Here is a 17,056-nt window from a genome sequence, read left to right as displayed (position 1 = left end):
GCTATGAATGGAGAACGCTATGGCACAACCCATCATTTTCGATTGCGATCCGGGTCATGATGACGCGATCGCGCTCGTTCTTGCATTTGCCTCCCCTGAACTCGACGTCAAAGCCGTCACCTCTTCCGCCGGAAACCAGACGCCGGATAAAACCCTGCGTAACGTTTTGCGCATGCTGACGCTGCTTGGGCGCACCGATATTCCCGTCGCCGGTGGCGCCCTCAAGCCCCTGATGCGTGAATTAATTATCGCGGATAACGTGCATGGTGAAAGCGGGCTGGACGGTCCGGCACTGCCGGAGCCGGGCTTTACGCCGCAAAACTGTACCGCCGTGGAGCTGATGGCGAAGGTGCTGCGCGAGAGCGCGGAGCCCGTCACGCTGGTGGCAACGGGACCGCAAACCAACGTCGCGCTGCTGCTGAACTGCCATCCTGAACTGCACGGTAAAATCGCCCGTATCGTCATCATGGGCGGAGCCATGGGGCTGGGAAACTGGACGCCGTCCGCAGAATTCAACATTTTTGTCGACCCGGAAGCGGCGGAGATTGTGTTCCAGTCAGGCTTGCCAGTTGTGATGGCAGGGCTGGACGTGACCCATCGCGCACAGATTATGGCAGACGACATTGAGCGCTTCCGTGCCGTAGGTAATCCGGTCGCGACAACCGTGGCTGAGCTGCTCGACTTCTTTATGGAGTATCACAAAGCCGAGAAGTGGGGCTTCCACGGCGCGCCGCTGCACGATCCGTGCACCATTGCCTGGCTGTTAAAACCGGAGATGTTTACTACTGTTCACAGATGGGTTGGCGTCGAAACGCAGGGGAAATACACCCAGGGCATGACGGTGGTGGACTACTACTCGCTGACGGGAAATAAGCCGAATACTACGGTGATGGTGGATATTGACCGGGAGGCGTTTGTGGATTTGCTGGCGGAGAGGCTGGCTTACTATAGTGCGTAGTGCGGCCTGATGCCCTCACCCCGGCCCTCTCCCACAGGGAGAGGGCGCAAACCTGCGCTTTACTTAGGGCTCAAACGGCCGACGCTGGAACTGATCGTGGCCGCATTTCGGACATAGCGGCAGAACCTCCGGCGTATACACCGCAATATGGTGGTGGCAATTCTCGCACACCAGATTTCCCAGCCCGACCACCTCACCGCTGTGGTACACACCGTGGTGGTTCAAATCCTGAAAGACCTCGCGCCACTCCAGCTGCGTTTTATCCGTGATATCGGCCAGCTCCTGCCACAGGCTCTCTTTGATCACCCGCATGAAAACGCTGTCCGTGACCTCCTCCTGGCTCTCCTGGTAGCTGCGCGCGAACTCCTCCAGATCGCGACGCACGGCACGCGTCACCTCTTCCACTTCGGTTCGCGTTAACTCACCCGTTTGCGACACGCGGGCACGCGCCTGCTCCACCAGCGCATCGATATCGCGCTCGCCGTTACGCAGCCGCTCCGTCAGTGTCGCCACCAGTTCGCGGTAAAATTGAGCAACCTTGTTCATCATTTTGCCTCCCGGGTAAGTAACTATTTCTAATAATAGACCTTATTTCACCGCCGCTTTGTCAGGTGAAGCACAGACCCGGTAAATTCCTGCAAAGCGCATTTGTGCGAAAGGCTGTTTTGACGCGGGCGTTTGGGCTATGCTATGCGGATCTGAATTACCACATCCATTGGCTACATTTGTAGCTGTATTGAAAACAGGACCACTGGCTGCCATGCAAGAGCAATACCGCCCGGAAGAGATAGAATCAAAAGTCCAGCAACACTGGGACGAGAAGCGCACCTTTGAAGTAACCGAAGACGAGAGCAAAGAGAAGTATTACTGCCTGTCGATGCTTCCCTATCCTTCTGGTCGACTACACATGGGCCACGTGCGTAACTACACCATCGGCGATGTGATTGCGCGTTACCAGCGCATGCTCGGCAAAAACGTGCTCCAGCCTATCGGCTGGGATGCGTTCGGTCTTCCTGCGGAAGGCGCAGCGGTCAAAAACAACACCGCACCGGCACCGTGGACGTACGACAACATCGCGTACATGAAAAACCAGCTCAAAATGCTGGGCTTTGGCTATGACTGGAGCCGCGAGCTGGCAACCTGTACCCCAGAATACTATCGCTGGGAGCAGAAGTTCTTCACCGAGCTGTACAAAAAAGGGCTGGTGTATAAGAAGACCTCTGCCGTTAACTGGTGCCCGAACGACCAGACCGTTCTCGCGAACGAACAGGTTATTGATGGCTGCTGCTGGCGCTGTGACACCAAAGTAGAGCGTAAAGAGATCCCGCAGTGGTTTATCAAAATCACCGCTTATGCTGATGAGCTGCTGAACGATCTGGATAACCTGGACCACTGGCCAGATACCGTTAAGACCATGCAGCGCAACTGGATCGGCCGTTCCGAAGGCGTGGAAATCACCTTCAACGTTGAGAACTACGACCAGACCCTGACCGTCTACACCACCCGTCCGGACACCTTCATGGGCGCGACCTACCTGGCCGTGGCCGCAGGTCACCCGCTGGCGCAGAAAGCAGCGGAAAACAATCCGGAACTGGCCACCTTCATCGACGAGTGCCGCAACACCAAAGTGGCCGAAGCCGATATGGCGACGATGGAGAAAAAAGGCGTTGATACCGGCTTTAAAGCCATTCACCCGCTGACTGGCGAAGCGATCCCTGTCTGGGCCGCCAACTTCGTACTGATGGAATACGGCACGGGCGCCGTGATGGCCGTTCCGGGTCACGATCAGCGCGACTACGAATTTGCCACCAAATATGGCCTGACCATCAAGCCTGTTATCCTGGCGGCTGACGGTTCAGAACCAGACCTGTCTGAACAAGCGCTGACCGAAAAAGGGACCTTGTTCAACTCCGGCGAGTTCAGCGGTCTGAGCTTCGAAGAGGGCTTCAACGCCATCGCCGATAAGCTGGCCTCTCTGGGCGTGGGTGAGCGTAAGGTTAACTTCCGTCTGCGCGACTGGGGCGTATCCCGTCAGCGTTACTGGGGTGCACCGATCCCAATGGTGACGCTGGAAGATGGCACCGTGATGCCAACGCCGGAAGATCAGCTCCCGGTTATCCTGCCGGAAGACGTCGTCATGGACGGCATCACCAGCCCGATCAAAGCCGATCCTGAGTGGGCAAAAACCACCGTCAACGGTCAGCCTGCGCTGCGCGAAACCGACACCTTTGACACCTTTATGGAGTCATCCTGGTACTATGCGCGCTACACCTGCCCGCAGTATCAGGAAGGCATGCTGGATTCCAAAGCGGCAAACTACTGGCTGCCGGTAGATATCTACATCGGCGGCATTGAACACGCCATCATGCACCTGCTTTACTTCCGCTTCTTCCACAAGCTGATGCGCGATGCGGGCATGGTGAACTCTGACGAACCGGCCAAACAGCTGCTGTGTCAGGGCATGGTGCTGGCAGATGCATTCTATTACGTCGGCGCCAACGGCGAGCGTAACTGGGTTTCTCCGGTTGATGCCATCGTCGAGCGCGACGAGAAAGGCCGTATCGTGAAGGCGAAAGACGCCGAAGGCCATGAACTGGTTTATACCGGCATGAGCAAGATGTCCAAGTCGAAAAACAACGGTATCGACCCACAGGTGATGGTTGAGCGTTACGGTGCTGACACCGTTCGTCTGTTCATGATGTTTGCCTCTCCGGCTGATATGACTCTGGAGTGGCAGGAATCTGGCGTTGAAGGCGCTAACCGTTTCCTGAAACGCGTCTGGAAACTGGTTTATGAACATACTGCTCTGGGTGATGCCCCGGCGCTGAACGCCGCCGCACTGACTGAAGATCAGCAGGCGCTGCGTCGCGATGTTCATAAAACGATTGCGAAAGTGACCGATGATATTGGTCGTCGTCAGACCTTCAATACCGCAATTGCGGCTATTATGGAACTGATGAACAAGCTGGCGAAGGCCCCGCAGGACGGTGAGCAGGATCGCGCCTTAATGCGTGAAGCACTGCTGGCCGTCGTTCGCATGCTGAACCCGTTCACGCCGCACGTTAGCTTTACCCTGTGGCAGGAGCTGAAAGGCGAAGGCGATATCGACAACGCGCCGTGGCCGCAGGCTGACGAAGCCGCGATGGTGGAAAACACCACGCTGGTAGTGGTTCAGGTGAACGGTAAAGTCCGCGGTAAAATTACCGTGGCGGTCGATGCAACCGAAGAACAGGTTCGCGAGCGCGCGGGTCAGGAACCTCTGGTCGCAAAATATCTTGAGGGCGTTACCGTACGTAAAGTGATCTACGTACCGGGTAAACTGCTCAATCTGGTCGTTGGCTAAGCGCGGGAGGAAACGTGCGACAACTGGCAACAATACTCTTATCACTGGCGGTGCTTGTCACCGCTGGCTGCGGATGGCACCTGCGCAATACCACGGCGGTGCCTGCTGAGATGAAAACGATGATTTTCGACTCATCAGATCCGAATGGCCCACTCAGCCGGGCAATTCGTAATCAGCTACGTCTGAACGGCGTTGAGCTTGTTGAAAAACAAACGCTGCGCCAGGATGTACCGTCCCTACGTCTGCTAGGAGGTGGTCTGGCGCGAGATACAGCCTCTATCTTCCAGGATGGGCGTACCGCAGAGTATCAGATGGTGCTGACGGTCAACGCGGCAGTCCTGATCCCGGGTAAAGACATCTACCCAATCAGCGCTAAAGTGTACCGTTCGTTCTTCGATAACCCGCAGACGGCGCTGGCAAAAGATGCCGAACAGCAGATTATCATCAACGAAATGTACGACAAGGCGGCGGAACAGCTGATCCGTAAACTGCCAAGTATTGCAGCGTCTACCAAACAAGGCTCTGACATTGTTGAAAAACCGGTTGCCGGCACGCTTCCTGCTGCTAACTCTCTGGGTAAATGATGATCAGGCTGTATCCTGAACAACTCCGCGCGCAGCTCAAAGAAGGGCTGCGCGCGGCGTATCTGCTTCTTGGAAACGATCCGTTATTACTTCAGGAAAGCCTTGATGCCGTGCGGCATGAGGCCGCTTCTCAGGGCTTCGATGAACACCACACCGTCCAACTGGATAACAGCACCGACTGGAATGCCCTCTTCTCACTCTGTCAGGCGATGAGCCTTTTTGCGTCGCGCCAGACTATTCAGATCCTGCTGCCGGAGAACGGCCCTAACGCGGCCATCAATGAACAGCTGGCCACGCTGGTCAGCCTGCTTCACAGCGATCTGCTGCTGATTGTGCGCGGTAACAAGCTTACCAAAGCGCAGGAAAACGCGGCGTGGTTCACCCAACTCGCAGCCCACGCGGTGCAGGTCACCTGTCAGACGCCTGAACAGGCGCATCTGCCAAAATGGGTCGCAGCGAGAGCGAAGCAAAACGACCTTCAGCTGGATGATGCGGCGAACCAACTGCTCTGCTACTGCTATGAAGGCAATCTGCTTGCACTGGCACAGGCGCTGGACAGACTCTCCCTGCTCTGGCCGGATGGCAAGCTGACCTTGCCGCGCGTCGAGCAGGCCGTTAACGACGCAGCACACTTCACGCCGTTCCACTGGGTGGACGCGCTGCTGTCGGCGAAAAGCAAACGCGCCCTGCATATTCTGCAACAGCTGCGTCTCGAAGGGAGCGAACCCGTTATTCTGCTGCGTACGCTGCAGCGCGAATTACTGCTGCTGATTACGCTCAAGCGTCAGTCTGCCCATACGCCGCTGCGTTCGCTGTTTGATAAACACCGCGTGTGGCAAAATCGCCGGGCTTTGACCACCGAGGCCGTCAACCGCCTGAGTCATGAACAGCTTCGTCAGGCTGTACAGCTTCTGATGCGCGCAGAGCTCACGTTAAAACAAGATTACGGCCAGTCGGTGTGGGCGGAGCTGGAAAGCCTTTCTCTGCTGCTCTGCCACAAGGCGCTGGCAGACGTTTTTATTGATGGATAGCATGCATTCTTTACAGGCCTTATATGGCGGCACCTTCGACCCGGTACATTACGGGCATCTGAAGCCGGTTGAAATTCTGGCGAATCTGATCGGCCTTCAGCGCGTCACCATTATGCCCAACAATGTCCCGCCCCATCGTCCACAGCCCGAGGCGACCAGCGAGCAGCGAAAAGAGATGCTTGCCCTTGCCATTGCGGATAAACCCCTCTTCCGACTTGACGAGCGTGAGCTGCGTCGCGACACACCCTCCTGGACATCTCAGACGCTTCAGGAGTGGCGCGCCGAACAAGGGCCTGACCAGCCGCTGGCGTTTATCATCGGCCAGGATTCCCTGCTGAATTTCCCCACATGGCATCAGTATGAAACTATTCTGGACAACAGCCACCTGCTGGTCTGCCGCCGTCCGGGCTATCCGCTGACCATGCGCGAAGCGCAGTACCAGCAGTGGCTGGAAGACCATCTCACCGATAATGTTGAAGATCTTCATAATCAGCCTGCCGGGAAGATCTATCTTGCGGAAACGCCGTGGTTCGATATCTCTGCGACCCTCATTCGTGAGCGTTTACAGCAGGGTTTAGCGTGTGACGATCTGCTCCCCGCACCGGTGTTAGCCTATATCCATGTGCACGGTTTGTATCAGAAAAGCGCAGATGAATAGCCGGAGGGCATAAAAAGGGGCTTATTGTTTATCCTGCCTTGACAGGGTAAGCCATACTGTTATTCTCCGCTGCCAGACTTTCCCGCCGATAATTGCTTTACAGAAATTGTTTTACAAAAATGGCGATGCAATCTCAGGCGGAGGGTGGGATGATACCCGCCTTCTGAAGCCCGACCGGAGACATTTGTCCCGACACAGGCGTGAGTTCAGGTATACTGTCTGGCTACGAATTCAAAGTTTTACAATCTCATTCACCCAGGGGGAAAACTTGCAGGGTAAAGCACTCCAGGATTTTGTTATTGACAAAATTGATGACCTGAAAGGTCAGGACATCATCGCTATCGACGTTAAGGGTAAATCCAGTATTACCGACTGCATGATCATCTGCACCGGTACATCGACGCGTCATGTTGTTTCAATTGCCGATCACGTGGTTCAGGAATCGCGTGCAGCAGGGCTGTTGCCGCTGGGCGTTGAAGGTGAAGCGACGGCTGACTGGGTAGTAGTCGACCTCGGCGATGTGATTGTCCACGTCATGCAGGACGAGAGCCGTCGCCTGTATGAGCTGGAAAAACTCTGGAGTTAATGCGTGAAGTTGCAGCTGGTCGCCGTCGGCACCAAAATGCCGGACTGGGTACAAACCGGTTTTACTGAATATCTGCGTCGTTTTCCAAAAGACATGCCGTTCGAGCTGGTGGAAATTCCCGCCGGTAAGCGCGGCAAGAACGCTGATATCAAACGTATTCTCGATAAAGAGGGCGAACTGATGCTGGCTGCCGCAGGCAAGAACCGCATCGTCACCCTCGATATTCCAGGTAAACCCTGGGATACGCCGCAGCTGGCGCAAGAACTGGAGCGCTGGAAGCAGGATGGCCGTGACGTCAGTCTGTTGATTGGCGGGCCAGAAGGGTTATCCCCTGCCTGCAAAGCGGCGGCTGAACAAAGTTGGTCCCTCTCCGCGCTGACGCTTCCCCATCCGCTCGTTCGGGTACTGGTGGCTGAAAGCCTGTATCGCGCGTGGAGCATTACTACCAACCACCCCTATCACCGCGAGTAATGACTGACCAGGGTAGATTAAGCAGCGGATGAAACTACAGAATTCTTTTCGCGACTATACGGCTGAGTCCGCGCTGTTTGTGCGCCGGGCGCTGGTCGCCTTTACCGGGATTTTGCTGCTTACCGGCGTGCTGATCGCCAACCTCTATAATCTGCAAATTGTCCGCTTTACCGACTACCAGACGCGTTCAAACGAAAACCGTATTAAGCTGGTGCCTATAGCACCCAGCCGCGGCATTATTTACGATCGTAACGGCACCCCGCTGGCGTTGAACCGCACCATCTATCAAATCGAGATGATGCCGGAAAAAGTCGATAACGTTCAGGATACGCTGGAAGCGCTAAAGAGCGTTGTCGACCTTAACGATGACGATATCGCCGCCTTCAAAAAAGAGCGCGCCCGCTCTCACCGTTTTACCTCCATTCCGGTTAAAACCAATCTGACGGAAGTCCAGGTGGCCCGCTTTGCGGTGAACCAGTACCGTTTCCCCGGCGTGGAAGTGAAGGGCTATAAGCGTCGCTACTATCCCTACGGCTCCGCGCTGACGCATGTGATTGGCTACGTTTCCAAGATTAACGACAAAGACGTTGACCGTCTTGATAAAGACGGCAAGCTGGCCAACTACGCCGCAACGCACGATATCGGTAAGCTGGGGATCGAACGTTACTACGAAGACGTTCTGCACGGGCAAACCGGCTATGAAGAGGTTGAGGTTAACAACCGTGGCCGCGTGATCCGCCAGCTGAAAGAAGTGCCGCCTCAGGCGGGGCATGACGTCTATCTGACGCTCGACCTCAAGCTTCAGCAGTATATTGAAACCCTGCTGGCGGGCAGTCGTGCAGCCGTTGTGGTCACCGATCCTCGTACCGGCGGCATCCTGGCGATGGTCTCCATGCCTAGCTATGACCCGAACCTCTTCGTTGACGGCATATCCAGTAAAGACTATTCCGGTCTGCTGAACGATCCGAACACGCCGCTGGTGAACCGTGCAACGCAAGGGGTTTACCCGCCGGCATCAACGGTTAAACCGTACGTCGCGGTTTCTGCGCTGAGTGCCGGCGTCATCAACCGTAATACCAGCCTGTTTGACCCAGGCTGGTGGCAGCTACCCGGCTCAGATAAGCGCTATCGTGACTGGAAAAAATGGGGCCACGGTCATCTGAACGTCACCAAATCGCTGGAGGAGTCTGCGGATACCTTCTTCTATCAGGTGGCGTATGACATGGGGATCGACCGCCTGTCAGAATGGATGAGCAAATTCGGCTACGGACACTATACCGGCGTTGACCTTGCAGAAGAACGCTCCGGCAACATGCCGACGCGCGAATGGAAGCTGAAGCGTTTTAAAAAACCGTGGTATCAGGGCGACACCATTCCGGTGGGTATCGGTCAGGGCTACTGGACGGCAACGCCGCTTCAGATGAACAAAGCCATGATGATCCTCATCAATGACGGCGTGGTGAAAGTGCCGCATCTGCTGCAGAGTACGGTTGAAGACGGCAAAAAAGTGCCGTGGAACCAGCCGCATGAAGCCCCGGTGGGTGACATACATTCAGGCTTCTGGGAAATTGCGAAAGACGGTATGTACGGCGTGGCAAACCGCCCGAACGGTACCGCACACAAGTATTTCGCCGGGACGCCGTACAAAGTGGCGGCGAAGTCCGGTACTGCGCAGGTGTTTGGTCTTAAGGCCAATGAAACCTATAACGCGCACCGCATTGCTGAACGTCTGCGTGACCATAAGCTGATGACGGCGTTTGCTCCTTATGACAACCCGCAGGTCGCGGTGGCAATGATTCTCGAGAACGGCGGTGCCGGGCCTGCAGTAGGGACCATCATGCGCCAGATCCTTGACCACATCATGCTGGGTGATAACAACACCGAACTGCCGGCTGAAAACCCGGCCGCCGCTGCGGCGGAGGACCAATAATCATGACGGATAATCCAAATAAAAAATCGCTGTGGGACAAAATCCACATCGACCCAGCCATGCTGCTGATCCTGCTGGCTCTGCTGGTTTACAGCGCGCTGGTTATCTGGAGCGCCAGCGGCCAGGACATCGGGATGATGGAGCGCAAAATCGGCCAGATCGCCATGGGTCTAATTATCATGGTGGTGATGGCGCAGATCCCGCCGCGCGTCTACGAAGGCTGGGCGCCCTATCTCTACATCTTCTGTATTATTCTGCTGGTTGCGGTCGATGCGTTTGGCGCCATTTCAAAAGGGGCGCAGCGCTGGCTGGATCTGGGCGTTGTCCGCTTCCAGCCCTCTGAAATTGCCAAAATCGCCGTTCCACTGATGGTGGCACGCTTTATCAACCGCGACGTCTGTCCGCCGTCTCTGAAGAATACCGCTATCGCGCTGGTGCTGATTTTCCTGCCAACGCTGCTGGTTGCGGCACAGCCTGACCTGGGGACCTCAATCCTTATTGCCCTCTCCGGCCTGTTTGTCCTGTTCCTGTCGGGACTGAGCTGGCGCCTGATTGGTATCGCGGTGGTGCTGATTGCGGCTTTCATTCCTATCCTGTGGTTCTTCCTGATGCATGACTACCAGCGCCAGCGCGTTATGATGCTGCTCGATCCGGAAACCGATCCGCTGGGCGCGGGCTATCATATTATTCAGTCAAAGATTGCGATTGGCTCCGGCGGGCTGCGCGGTAAAGGCTGGCTGCACGGCACGCAGTCTCAGCTGGAATTTTTACCGGAACGCCACACCGACTTTATCTTTGCCGTACTGGCGGAAGAACTGGGACTGGTTGGCATCTTAATATTGCTGGCGCTTTATGTACTGCTGATCATGCGTGGATTGTGGATTGCAGCACGCGCGCAAACCACCTTTGGTCGCGTCATGGCTGGCGGGTTGATGCTGATTTTATTCGTTTATGTCTTCGTAAATATTGGTATGGTGAGTGGTATTCTGCCGGTGGTAGGCGTACCGCTGCCGCTGGTGAGTTACGGAGGCTCGGCACTGATCGTGTTGATGGCCGGGTTTGGTATCGTGATGTCGATCCATACCCACAGAAAAATGTTGTCAAAAAGCGTATAAAAATAAGGGGATCGGAATGCGTAAGCAGTGGCTGGGGATCTGCATTGCGGCAAGTTTACTTGCGGCCTGCACAAGTGATGATGGTCAGCAACAGGCAACCGTCGCGCCGCCGCAGCCTGCGGTGTGTAATGGCCCGATCGTTGAAATCAGCGGTGCCGATCCCGTTTATGAACCGCTGAATGCCAGTGCCAATCAGGATTACGAGCGCGACGGCAAAAGCTATAAAATTGTTCAGGACCCTTCCCGTTTCAGTCAGGCGGGCTTTGCCGCCATTTATGATGCCGAGCCAGGCAGTAACCTGACGGCATCCGGGGAAGCGTTCGACCCAATGCAGCTGACGGCAGCACATCCGACGCTGCCTATCCCGAGCTACGCCCGTATCACCAACCTGGCGAACGGCCGTATGATCGTCGTGCGCATCAACGACCGCGGCCCGTACGGGAATGACCGGGTGATTTCCCTGTCGCGCGCGTCTGCCGATCGCCTGAACACCTCGAACAACACCAAGGTCCGTATTGACCCGATTATCGTCGCGCAGGATGGTTCGCTCTCCGGGCCGGGAACTGCGTGTACGACGGTCGCAAAACAGACCTATGCCCTTCCTGACCGCCCAAATCTTGACGGCGGAATGGGAAGCGTCTCGTCTCCGGCAGAGCCTGCTCAGCCGGGGGGAGAAATCCGCCCGATCAGTAATGATACGCTGCAAAGCGAAGATTCTACCGGCGCGCCGGTAAAGAGTAGCGGTTTTCTTGGCGCCCCAACGACCTTAGCCTCGGGCGTGCTGGAAGGCAGTGAGCCTACTCCAGCCCCTGCTCCCGTTGCCGCGCCAGCAACCCAGCCGGCTCCCGTAACGGCGCCCGCGGCCACGCAAAGTGCGGCGGTGGCGGCTCCAACAGCAGCCAGCGGCAGCTATGTGGTTCAGGTCGGTGCAGTGAGCGATCAGGCCCGGGCCAAACAGTATCAGCAGCGTCTGAGCCAGCAATTTAGCGTACCAGGACGCGTTGAGCAGAACGGTGCGGTCTGGCGCATTCAGATGGGGCCGTTTGCCAGCAAATCGCAGGCCGCCTCCCTGCAGCAGCGTTTGCAGAATGAAGCTCAGCTTCAGTCATTTATCGCTGTTGCAAAATAATTAACCGGCGGTATCCGAATTGTCAGTTTGTGTAAAACGCATTCACAAACTCATGCTTAAAGTCGGATGCCTGCCTGAATAGCATTTGCTATAGTAAGGCACTTTTTTTAATTCCATCACGGATGTCGTAGTTCTGACCATGAAGACCACTTTTTCTGCTCGTTTTGTGCAGCGCATGGCGCTGACCACGGCCCTTTGCGCGGCTGCGCTCTCTGCAGCTCACGCCGATGACCTGAATATCAAGACCATGATCCCTGGCGTTCCGCAAATCGACGCGGAATCCTACATCCTGATCGATTACAACTCTGGCAAAGTGCTGGCAGAACAGAATGCCGATGCCCGCCGTGACCCGGCCAGCCTGACCAAAATGATGACCAGCTACGTTATCGGCCAGGCGATGAAGGCAGGTAAATTCAAAGAATCGGATCTGGTCACCATCGGTAACGATGCGTGGGCAACCGGGAACCCTGTTTTCAAAGGTTCCTCTCTGATGTTCCTGAAGCCGGGTATGCAGGTTCCTGTTTCCCAGCTGATTCGCGGTATCAACCTGCAGTCGGGTAACGACGCCTGTGTGGCAATGGCCGATTTCGCCGCCGGTAGCCAGGACGCCTTCGTGGGCCTGATGAACAGCTACGTGAACGCGCTGGGTCTGAAAAATAGCCATTTCCAGACCGTACACGGCCTGGATGCAGAAGGCCAGTACAGCTCCGCACGTGACATGGCGCTGATTGGTCAGGCGCTGATCCGCGATGTCCCCAATGAATACTCTATCTATAAAGAGAAAGAGTTCACTTTCAACGGTATTCGTCAGACCAACCGTAACGGTCTGCTGTGGGATAACAGCCTGAACGTTGACGGCATCAAAACTGGCCACACCGACAAAGCGGGCTACAACCTGGTGGCCTCTGCCACTGAAGGTCAGATGCGTCTGATCTCTGCCGTGATGGGCGGCCGCACCTTCAAAGGTCGTGAAACAGAAAGCAAGAAACTGCTGACCTGGGGCTTCCGTTTCTTCGAAACCGTGAATCCACTGAAAGCAGGCAAAGAGTTTGCGTCTGAACCCGTCTGGTTCGGCGACAACGACCGTGCTTCTCTCGGCGTTGATAAAGACCTGTACCTGACCATTCCGCGTGGTCGTATGAAGGATCTGAAAGCCAGCTACGTACTGAACAGCACCGAGTTGCACGCCCCGCTGCAGAAGAACCAGGTTGTGGGCACCATCAACTTCCAGCTGGATGGCAAAACGATCGATCAGCGTCCGCTGGTGGTCCTGCAAGAAATTCCTGAAGGCAATTTCTTCGGCAAAATCATTGATTACATTAAATTGATGTTCCACCACTGGTTTGGTTAAAAATTGAACACTTGAAAGTGTGATTTTGATCCCCATATACTAAGTATCCTGATAACTCCCACCTGACGTGGGAGTTATTATTTTTTGACGTTACGCCGGAGCTGACATGAAAACCAAACTTAACGAACTGCTTGAATTCCCTACCTCATTTACCTACAAAGTAATGGGTCTGGCGAAACCTGAGCTGGTTGATCAGGTGGTTGAAGTGGTACAGCGCCATGCGCCCGGTGACTACTCTCCGTCAGTAAAACCAAGCAGCAAGGGCAACTACCACTCGGTTTCTATTACCATCACTGCGACACATATTGAGCAGGTTGAAACGCTTTACGAAGAACTCGGCAATATCGAAATTGTTCGTATGGTGCTGTAGCCCCTTCGCGGTTACCCGGTTTGCCGGGTAACCCCTCTCCCCGCTGTGATATAATCCCGCACACCTTTTGTCCCTCGTCTTCGGAGACGCAGTTTTGTATCAGGATAAAATTCTGGTCCGTCACCTCGGGCTGCAACCTTATGAGCCTGTCTCCCAGGCTATGCATGACTTCACCGATTCACGCGATGACAGCACCCCGGATGAGATCTGGCTTGTCGAACACCTGCCGGTATTTACTCAGGGTCAGGCGGGTAAAGCAGAACATTTGTTAATGACGGGAGATATCCCGGTTATTCAGAGCGATCGCGGCGGTCAGGTCACTTACCATGGACCCGGGCAGCAGGTGATGTACGTCCTGCTCAACCTGAAGCGCAGAAAGCTGGGCGTCCGCGAACTGGTTACCTTACTGGAACAAACTGTCGTCAACACGCTGGCGGAATATGGTATTGATGCGCATCCGCGAGCCGATGCGCCTGGGGTGTACGTTGGGGAAATGAAGATCTGCTCTCTGGGGCTGCGTATTCGTAAAGGCTGTTCGTTCCACGGCCTGGCATTGAACATTAATATGGATCTCGCCCCTTTCCAGCGCATAAACCCCTGCGGCTACGCCGGCATGGAAATGACGCAAGTGCGTCAGTGGGTTGAAACCGCTACGCCAGACAGTATTCGTCCCGTGCTTTTGAAGAATGTTTTAGCACTACTTAACAATCCCCCACACGAATATATCGCTGCTTAATATATCATACAACATGGCTCGCTAATTTGGCGGGCCACCGTTTATTTACCGTTTTTGCGCTTTACAATAATCCACAGATTCTATATTTTCGAAGCGCCCGAATATTACCGCTACATATTATTTAGCCTCCAGCAAGTACGGCAAACACGGCATAAGTAACGTGAGCAATTATCACACAAGTGTTTGCTTTTGATAAACAAGTGAAACAAAACCAACACTTTACGAATCTCTACAAGCATAATAAATAAATTCAACTATCATTCATATTGTGAATGTATACGGAGTGAAAGCGTGGAGTATAATAATTTACCAGCCAAACGACTGAATGAACCTGGTGGCGAAGACAAGCCGCAAATTTTTCGGACTTTACGTAATATTGATCTCAATTTATTGACTATTTTTGAGGCAGTATATGTCCATAAGGGTATCGTTAACGCTGCGAAAATTCTTAATCTCACGCCTTCAGCAATAAGCCAGTCAATCCAAAAGCTGCGCGCTATATTTCCTGACCCGTTATTTATCCGTAAGGGCCAGGGGGTAACGCCGACGGCTTACGCCACGCATCTGCATGAGTACATCAGCCAGGGTCTGGAGTCGATTCTGGGCGCACTGGATTTAACCGGGAGCTATGATAAGCAAAGAACCATCACCATCGGCTGTTCCCCTTCTGTGGGTGTACTGGTCATGCCTGCGATCTTTCAGGCCGTGAAAGAGCATGCTCCGCAGCTCCTGCTTCGCAATGTGCCTCTCAATGAACCTGACATTCAACTTGCCCAGTTCCAGACGGACCTGATTATAGAAAGCGGCAGCTTCAGTGCCAGAGCGCTGGGTCAAAATGTGCTCTATGCAGATAATCTGGTGCTGGTTTGCCGCCAGCAGCATCCTGCTCTTAGCGAGCCGTTGACCATCGAAAACCTTCGCAACTACGACCATTCGTCTTTCATGACCGAAGGGCAGTCTAACCATGCACTTCGTCAGCGCATTGATGAAATTTTCCCTGAACGACAGATCAGCTTCAGCAGCTACAATATGTTTACCACCGCATCCCTGATCGGTAGCAGCGACATGCTGTGCGTTATGCCATCACGCCTGTACAGTCTGCTACGAAAATGCTGGCCGCTGGAAAGCATTCCGCTCAGCCAGCTTAATGCGGAATCTATCGAGATTTCACTGCATTATAACAAGCTGAGTTTGCGCGATCCGGTCCTGGAAAACGTTATCCGCATTATCCGTCAGGCCTTCTGACAGGTTTACCCAGCACAAGTCCCTGCAACGGGCAGGGCAAAAGGCACAAAACAACAACTATTTTACAAATTGGCGATCTGGCAGGCTGCTTTAACGACCGTTTCAATGATATACTGCCTGTCGTTCGTTCAAAAATAGTTGATAAATACAACATTCCCTTGAATTGAAACGCTTTCCTTCGATATTCGCAACTGGAACACGCACGCTATGAGTAAACCCATTGTGATGGAACGCGGTGTTAAATACCGCGATGCCGATAAAATGGCCCTTATCCCGGTTAAAAACGTGGCTACAGAGCGCGAGGCGCTGTTAAGAAAACCGGAATGGATGAAAATCAAACTTCCGGCCGACTCTTCGCGTATCCAGGGGATCAAAGCGGCGATGCGCAAGAATGGCCTTCACTCCGTTTGTGAAGAAGCCTCTTGTCCTAACCTTGCTGAATGTTTCAATCACGGTACCGCGACGTTTATGATTCTGGGTGCTATCTGTACCCGTCGCTGCCCGTTCTGCGATGTTGCTCATGGCCGTCCAGTCGCACCTGATGCTAACGAACCCCAGAAGCTGGCGCAGACTATCGCCGACATGGCGCTGCGTTACGTAGTTATCACCTCCGTTGACCGTGACGATCTGCGTGACGGCGGAGCGCAGCACTTCGCCGACTGTATTACGGCCATTCGCGAGAAAAGTCCAAACATCAAAATCGAGACGCTGGTGCCTGACTTCCGTGGCCGTATGGACCGCGCGCTGGATATCCTCACCGCTACGCCGCCAGATGTGTTTAACCACAATCTGGAGAACGTGCCGCGTATCTACCGTCAGGTACGCCCGGGTGCTGACTATAACTGGTCTCTGAAACTGCTGGAGCGTTTCAAAGAAGCGCATCCACATATTCCGACTAAGTCTGGTCTGATGGTGGGTCTGGGTGAAACTAACGACGAAATCATCGAGGTGATGCGCGATCTTCGCCGCCACGGTGTGACCATGTTGACCCTGGGACAGTATCTCCAGCCAAGCCGTCACCACCTGCCGGTACAGCGCTACGTGAGCCCGGACGAGTTCGATGAAATGAAAGCCGAAGCGATGGCGATGGGCTTCACCCACGCAGCATGCGGCCCATTTGTTCGCTCTTCATACCATGCCGATATGCAGGCTAAAGGCGAAGAAGTGAAATAATGCTGTAATATTCATTTACAGTAATACGAAAAAACCGGCCACATGAGCCGGTTTTTTTTCGCAAGCCCTTGGGCGATGCTGTCACTCTTTGTGAGAAAGCTTATCTGCCGGGACGTCATCCTCGGCGCTTTTCTTCGCCGCTGCATCATCATCGTTCATCGCTTTCTTAAAGCCTTTGATGGCAGCCCCCAGGTCACCACCCAGCGTGCGTAACTTCTTGGTACCAAACAGCAGGACGACCAGTGCGGCAACCACCAGCAGTTTGGTAATACTAATCTCACCCATAGATACCTTCTTTACTTATAACAGGCTGCATTCAGCGCCAAAACCTGATTGTATTAACGGTCATTTAGCGCGTGCACACAATAGCAATCTG

Annotated in this window: 17 protein-coding genes; 15 read left to right on the top strand and 2 right to left on the bottom strand. The window is 54.4% G+C overall.

What is annotated here, in order from left to right; all coding sequences use genetic code 11:
- The first annotated feature begins 19 nt into the window (after window positions 1-19).
- Window positions 20-958 carry a pyrimidine-specific ribonucleoside hydrolase RihA gene (gene rihA / locus LRM19_RS01980; RefSeq protein WP_127730037.1) on the top strand — a complete coding sequence of 313 codons (939 nt, stop codon included), beginning with the start codon at window positions 20-22 and terminating at the stop codon, window positions 956-958.
- A 63-nt stretch (window positions 959-1,021) separates the two neighbouring features.
- Here the strand turns inward: rihA and LRM19_RS01975 are convergent, their stop codons facing one another.
- Entirely contained in the window at window positions 1,022-1,504 is a 483-nt protein-coding gene (locus LRM19_RS01975) for a zinc ribbon-containing protein (protein ID WP_115876039.1), read from the bottom strand.
- 214 nt (window positions 1,505-1,718) lie between these two features.
- Here LRM19_RS01975 and leuS point away from each other — a divergent pair, with 214 nt between their 5' ends.
- The 14 genes from leuS (at window position 1,719) to lipA (ending at window position 16,680) form a co-directional block, all read left to right on the top strand.
- The gene (gene leuS / locus LRM19_RS01970) at window positions 1,719-4,301 is read left to right on the top strand and encodes a leucine--tRNA ligase (RefSeq protein ID WP_146749031.1); all 2,583 of its coding nucleotides are present in this window, start codon (window positions 1,719-1,721) and stop codon (window positions 4,299-4,301) included.
- Window positions 4,302-4,315: 14 nt separating this feature from the next.
- Window positions 4,316-4,885, top strand: coding sequence for an LPS assembly lipoprotein LptE (lptE, locus tag LRM19_RS01965; RefSeq protein WP_271367136.1), 570 nt, complete (start codon window positions 4,316-4,318; stop codon window positions 4,883-4,885).
- Window positions 4,885-5,916 carry a DNA polymerase III subunit delta gene (gene holA, locus LRM19_RS01960; RefSeq protein ID WP_271367680.1) on the top strand — a complete coding sequence of 344 codons (1,032 nt, stop codon included), beginning with the start codon at window positions 4,885-4,887 and terminating at the stop codon, window positions 5,914-5,916. Before lptE ends, holA begins: the two co-directional genes overlap by 1 nt.
- Window positions 5,909-6,574 carry a nicotinate-nucleotide adenylyltransferase gene (gene nadD, locus LRM19_RS01955; RefSeq protein WP_271367134.1) on the top strand — a complete coding sequence of 222 codons (666 nt, stop codon included), beginning with the start codon at window positions 5,909-5,911 and terminating at the stop codon, window positions 6,572-6,574. The genes holA and nadD overlap by 8 nt, the downstream gene beginning before the upstream one ends.
- A 268-nt stretch (window positions 6,575-6,842) precedes the next feature.
- On the top strand, window positions 6,843-7,160 hold the full coding sequence (gene rsfS, locus LRM19_RS01950; protein ID WP_115874490.1) for a ribosome silencing factor: 318 nt from the start codon (window positions 6,843-6,845) through the stop codon (window positions 7,158-7,160).
- Between the two features lie 3 nt (window positions 7,161-7,163).
- Window positions 7,164-7,631, top strand: a complete 468-nt coding sequence (gene rlmH, locus LRM19_RS01945) for a 23S rRNA (pseudouridine(1915)-N(3))-methyltransferase RlmH (RefSeq protein WP_023310748.1) — start codon at window positions 7,164-7,166, stop codon at window positions 7,629-7,631.
- Between the two features lie 28 nt (window positions 7,632-7,659).
- On the top strand, window positions 7,660-9,561 hold the full coding sequence (gene mrdA / locus LRM19_RS01940) for a peptidoglycan DD-transpeptidase MrdA (protein ID WP_008501038.1): 1,902 nt from the start codon (window positions 7,660-7,662) through the stop codon (window positions 9,559-9,561).
- 2 nt (window positions 9,562-9,563) lie between these two features.
- Window positions 9,564-10,676 carry a peptidoglycan glycosyltransferase MrdB gene (gene mrdB, locus LRM19_RS01935; RefSeq protein ID WP_023310746.1) on the top strand — a complete coding sequence of 371 codons (1,113 nt, stop codon included), beginning with the start codon at window positions 9,564-9,566 and terminating at the stop codon, window positions 10,674-10,676.
- Between the two features lie 16 nt (window positions 10,677-10,692).
- A complete protein-coding gene (gene rlpA / locus LRM19_RS01930) occupies window positions 10,693-11,805 on the top strand; it encodes an endolytic peptidoglycan transglycosylase RlpA (RefSeq protein WP_127730034.1) in 1,113 nt (370 codons plus the stop codon).
- 139 nt (window positions 11,806-11,944) lie between these two features.
- Window positions 11,945-13,156: a D-alanyl-D-alanine carboxypeptidase DacA gene (gene dacA, locus LRM19_RS01925; RefSeq protein WP_136195346.1), complete on the top strand. Its 1,212-nt coding sequence runs from the start codon at window positions 11,945-11,947 to the stop codon at window positions 13,154-13,156.
- Window positions 13,157-13,262: 106 nt separating this feature from the next.
- Window positions 13,263-13,526: a DUF493 family protein YbeD gene (gene ybeD / locus LRM19_RS01920; protein ID WP_006177135.1), complete on the top strand. Its 264-nt coding sequence runs from the start codon at window positions 13,263-13,265 to the stop codon at window positions 13,524-13,526.
- Window positions 13,527-13,620: 94 nt separating this feature from the next.
- Complete coding sequence (gene lipB / locus LRM19_RS01915) at window positions 13,621-14,262, top strand: lipoyl(octanoyl) transferase LipB (protein ID WP_111964398.1); 642 nt, start codon at window positions 13,621-13,623, stop codon at window positions 14,260-14,262.
- Window positions 14,263-14,553: 291 nt separating this feature from the next.
- Window positions 14,554-15,507 carry a YbeF family transcriptional regulator gene (locus tag LRM19_RS01910; protein WP_115874489.1) on the top strand — a complete coding sequence of 318 codons (954 nt, stop codon included), beginning with the start codon at window positions 14,554-14,556 and terminating at the stop codon, window positions 15,505-15,507.
- 207 nt (window positions 15,508-15,714) lie between these two features.
- On the top strand, window positions 15,715-16,680 hold the full coding sequence (lipA, locus tag LRM19_RS01905) for a lipoyl synthase (RefSeq protein WP_028019480.1): 966 nt from the start codon (window positions 15,715-15,717) through the stop codon (window positions 16,678-16,680).
- An 81-nt stretch (window positions 16,681-16,761) separates the two neighbouring features.
- On the opposite strand, the gene tatE is transcribed toward lipA, so the two are convergent.
- A complete protein-coding gene (gene tatE / locus LRM19_RS01900; protein WP_023310742.1) occupies window positions 16,762-16,965 on the bottom strand; it encodes a twin-arginine translocase subunit TatE in 204 nt (67 codons plus the stop codon).
- Window positions 16,966-17,056 lie beyond the last annotated feature (91 nt).

Origin of the sequence: Enterobacter sp. PI-10 (genome assembly GCF_027947695.1) — a bacterium.
Taxonomy (GTDB): Bacteria; Pseudomonadota; Gammaproteobacteria; order Enterobacterales; family Enterobacteriaceae; genus Enterobacter; species Enterobacter vonholyi.
The sequence above is the reverse complement of the archived record's forward strand: the minus strand, read 5'-3'. Positions and strand labels throughout refer to the sequence as shown.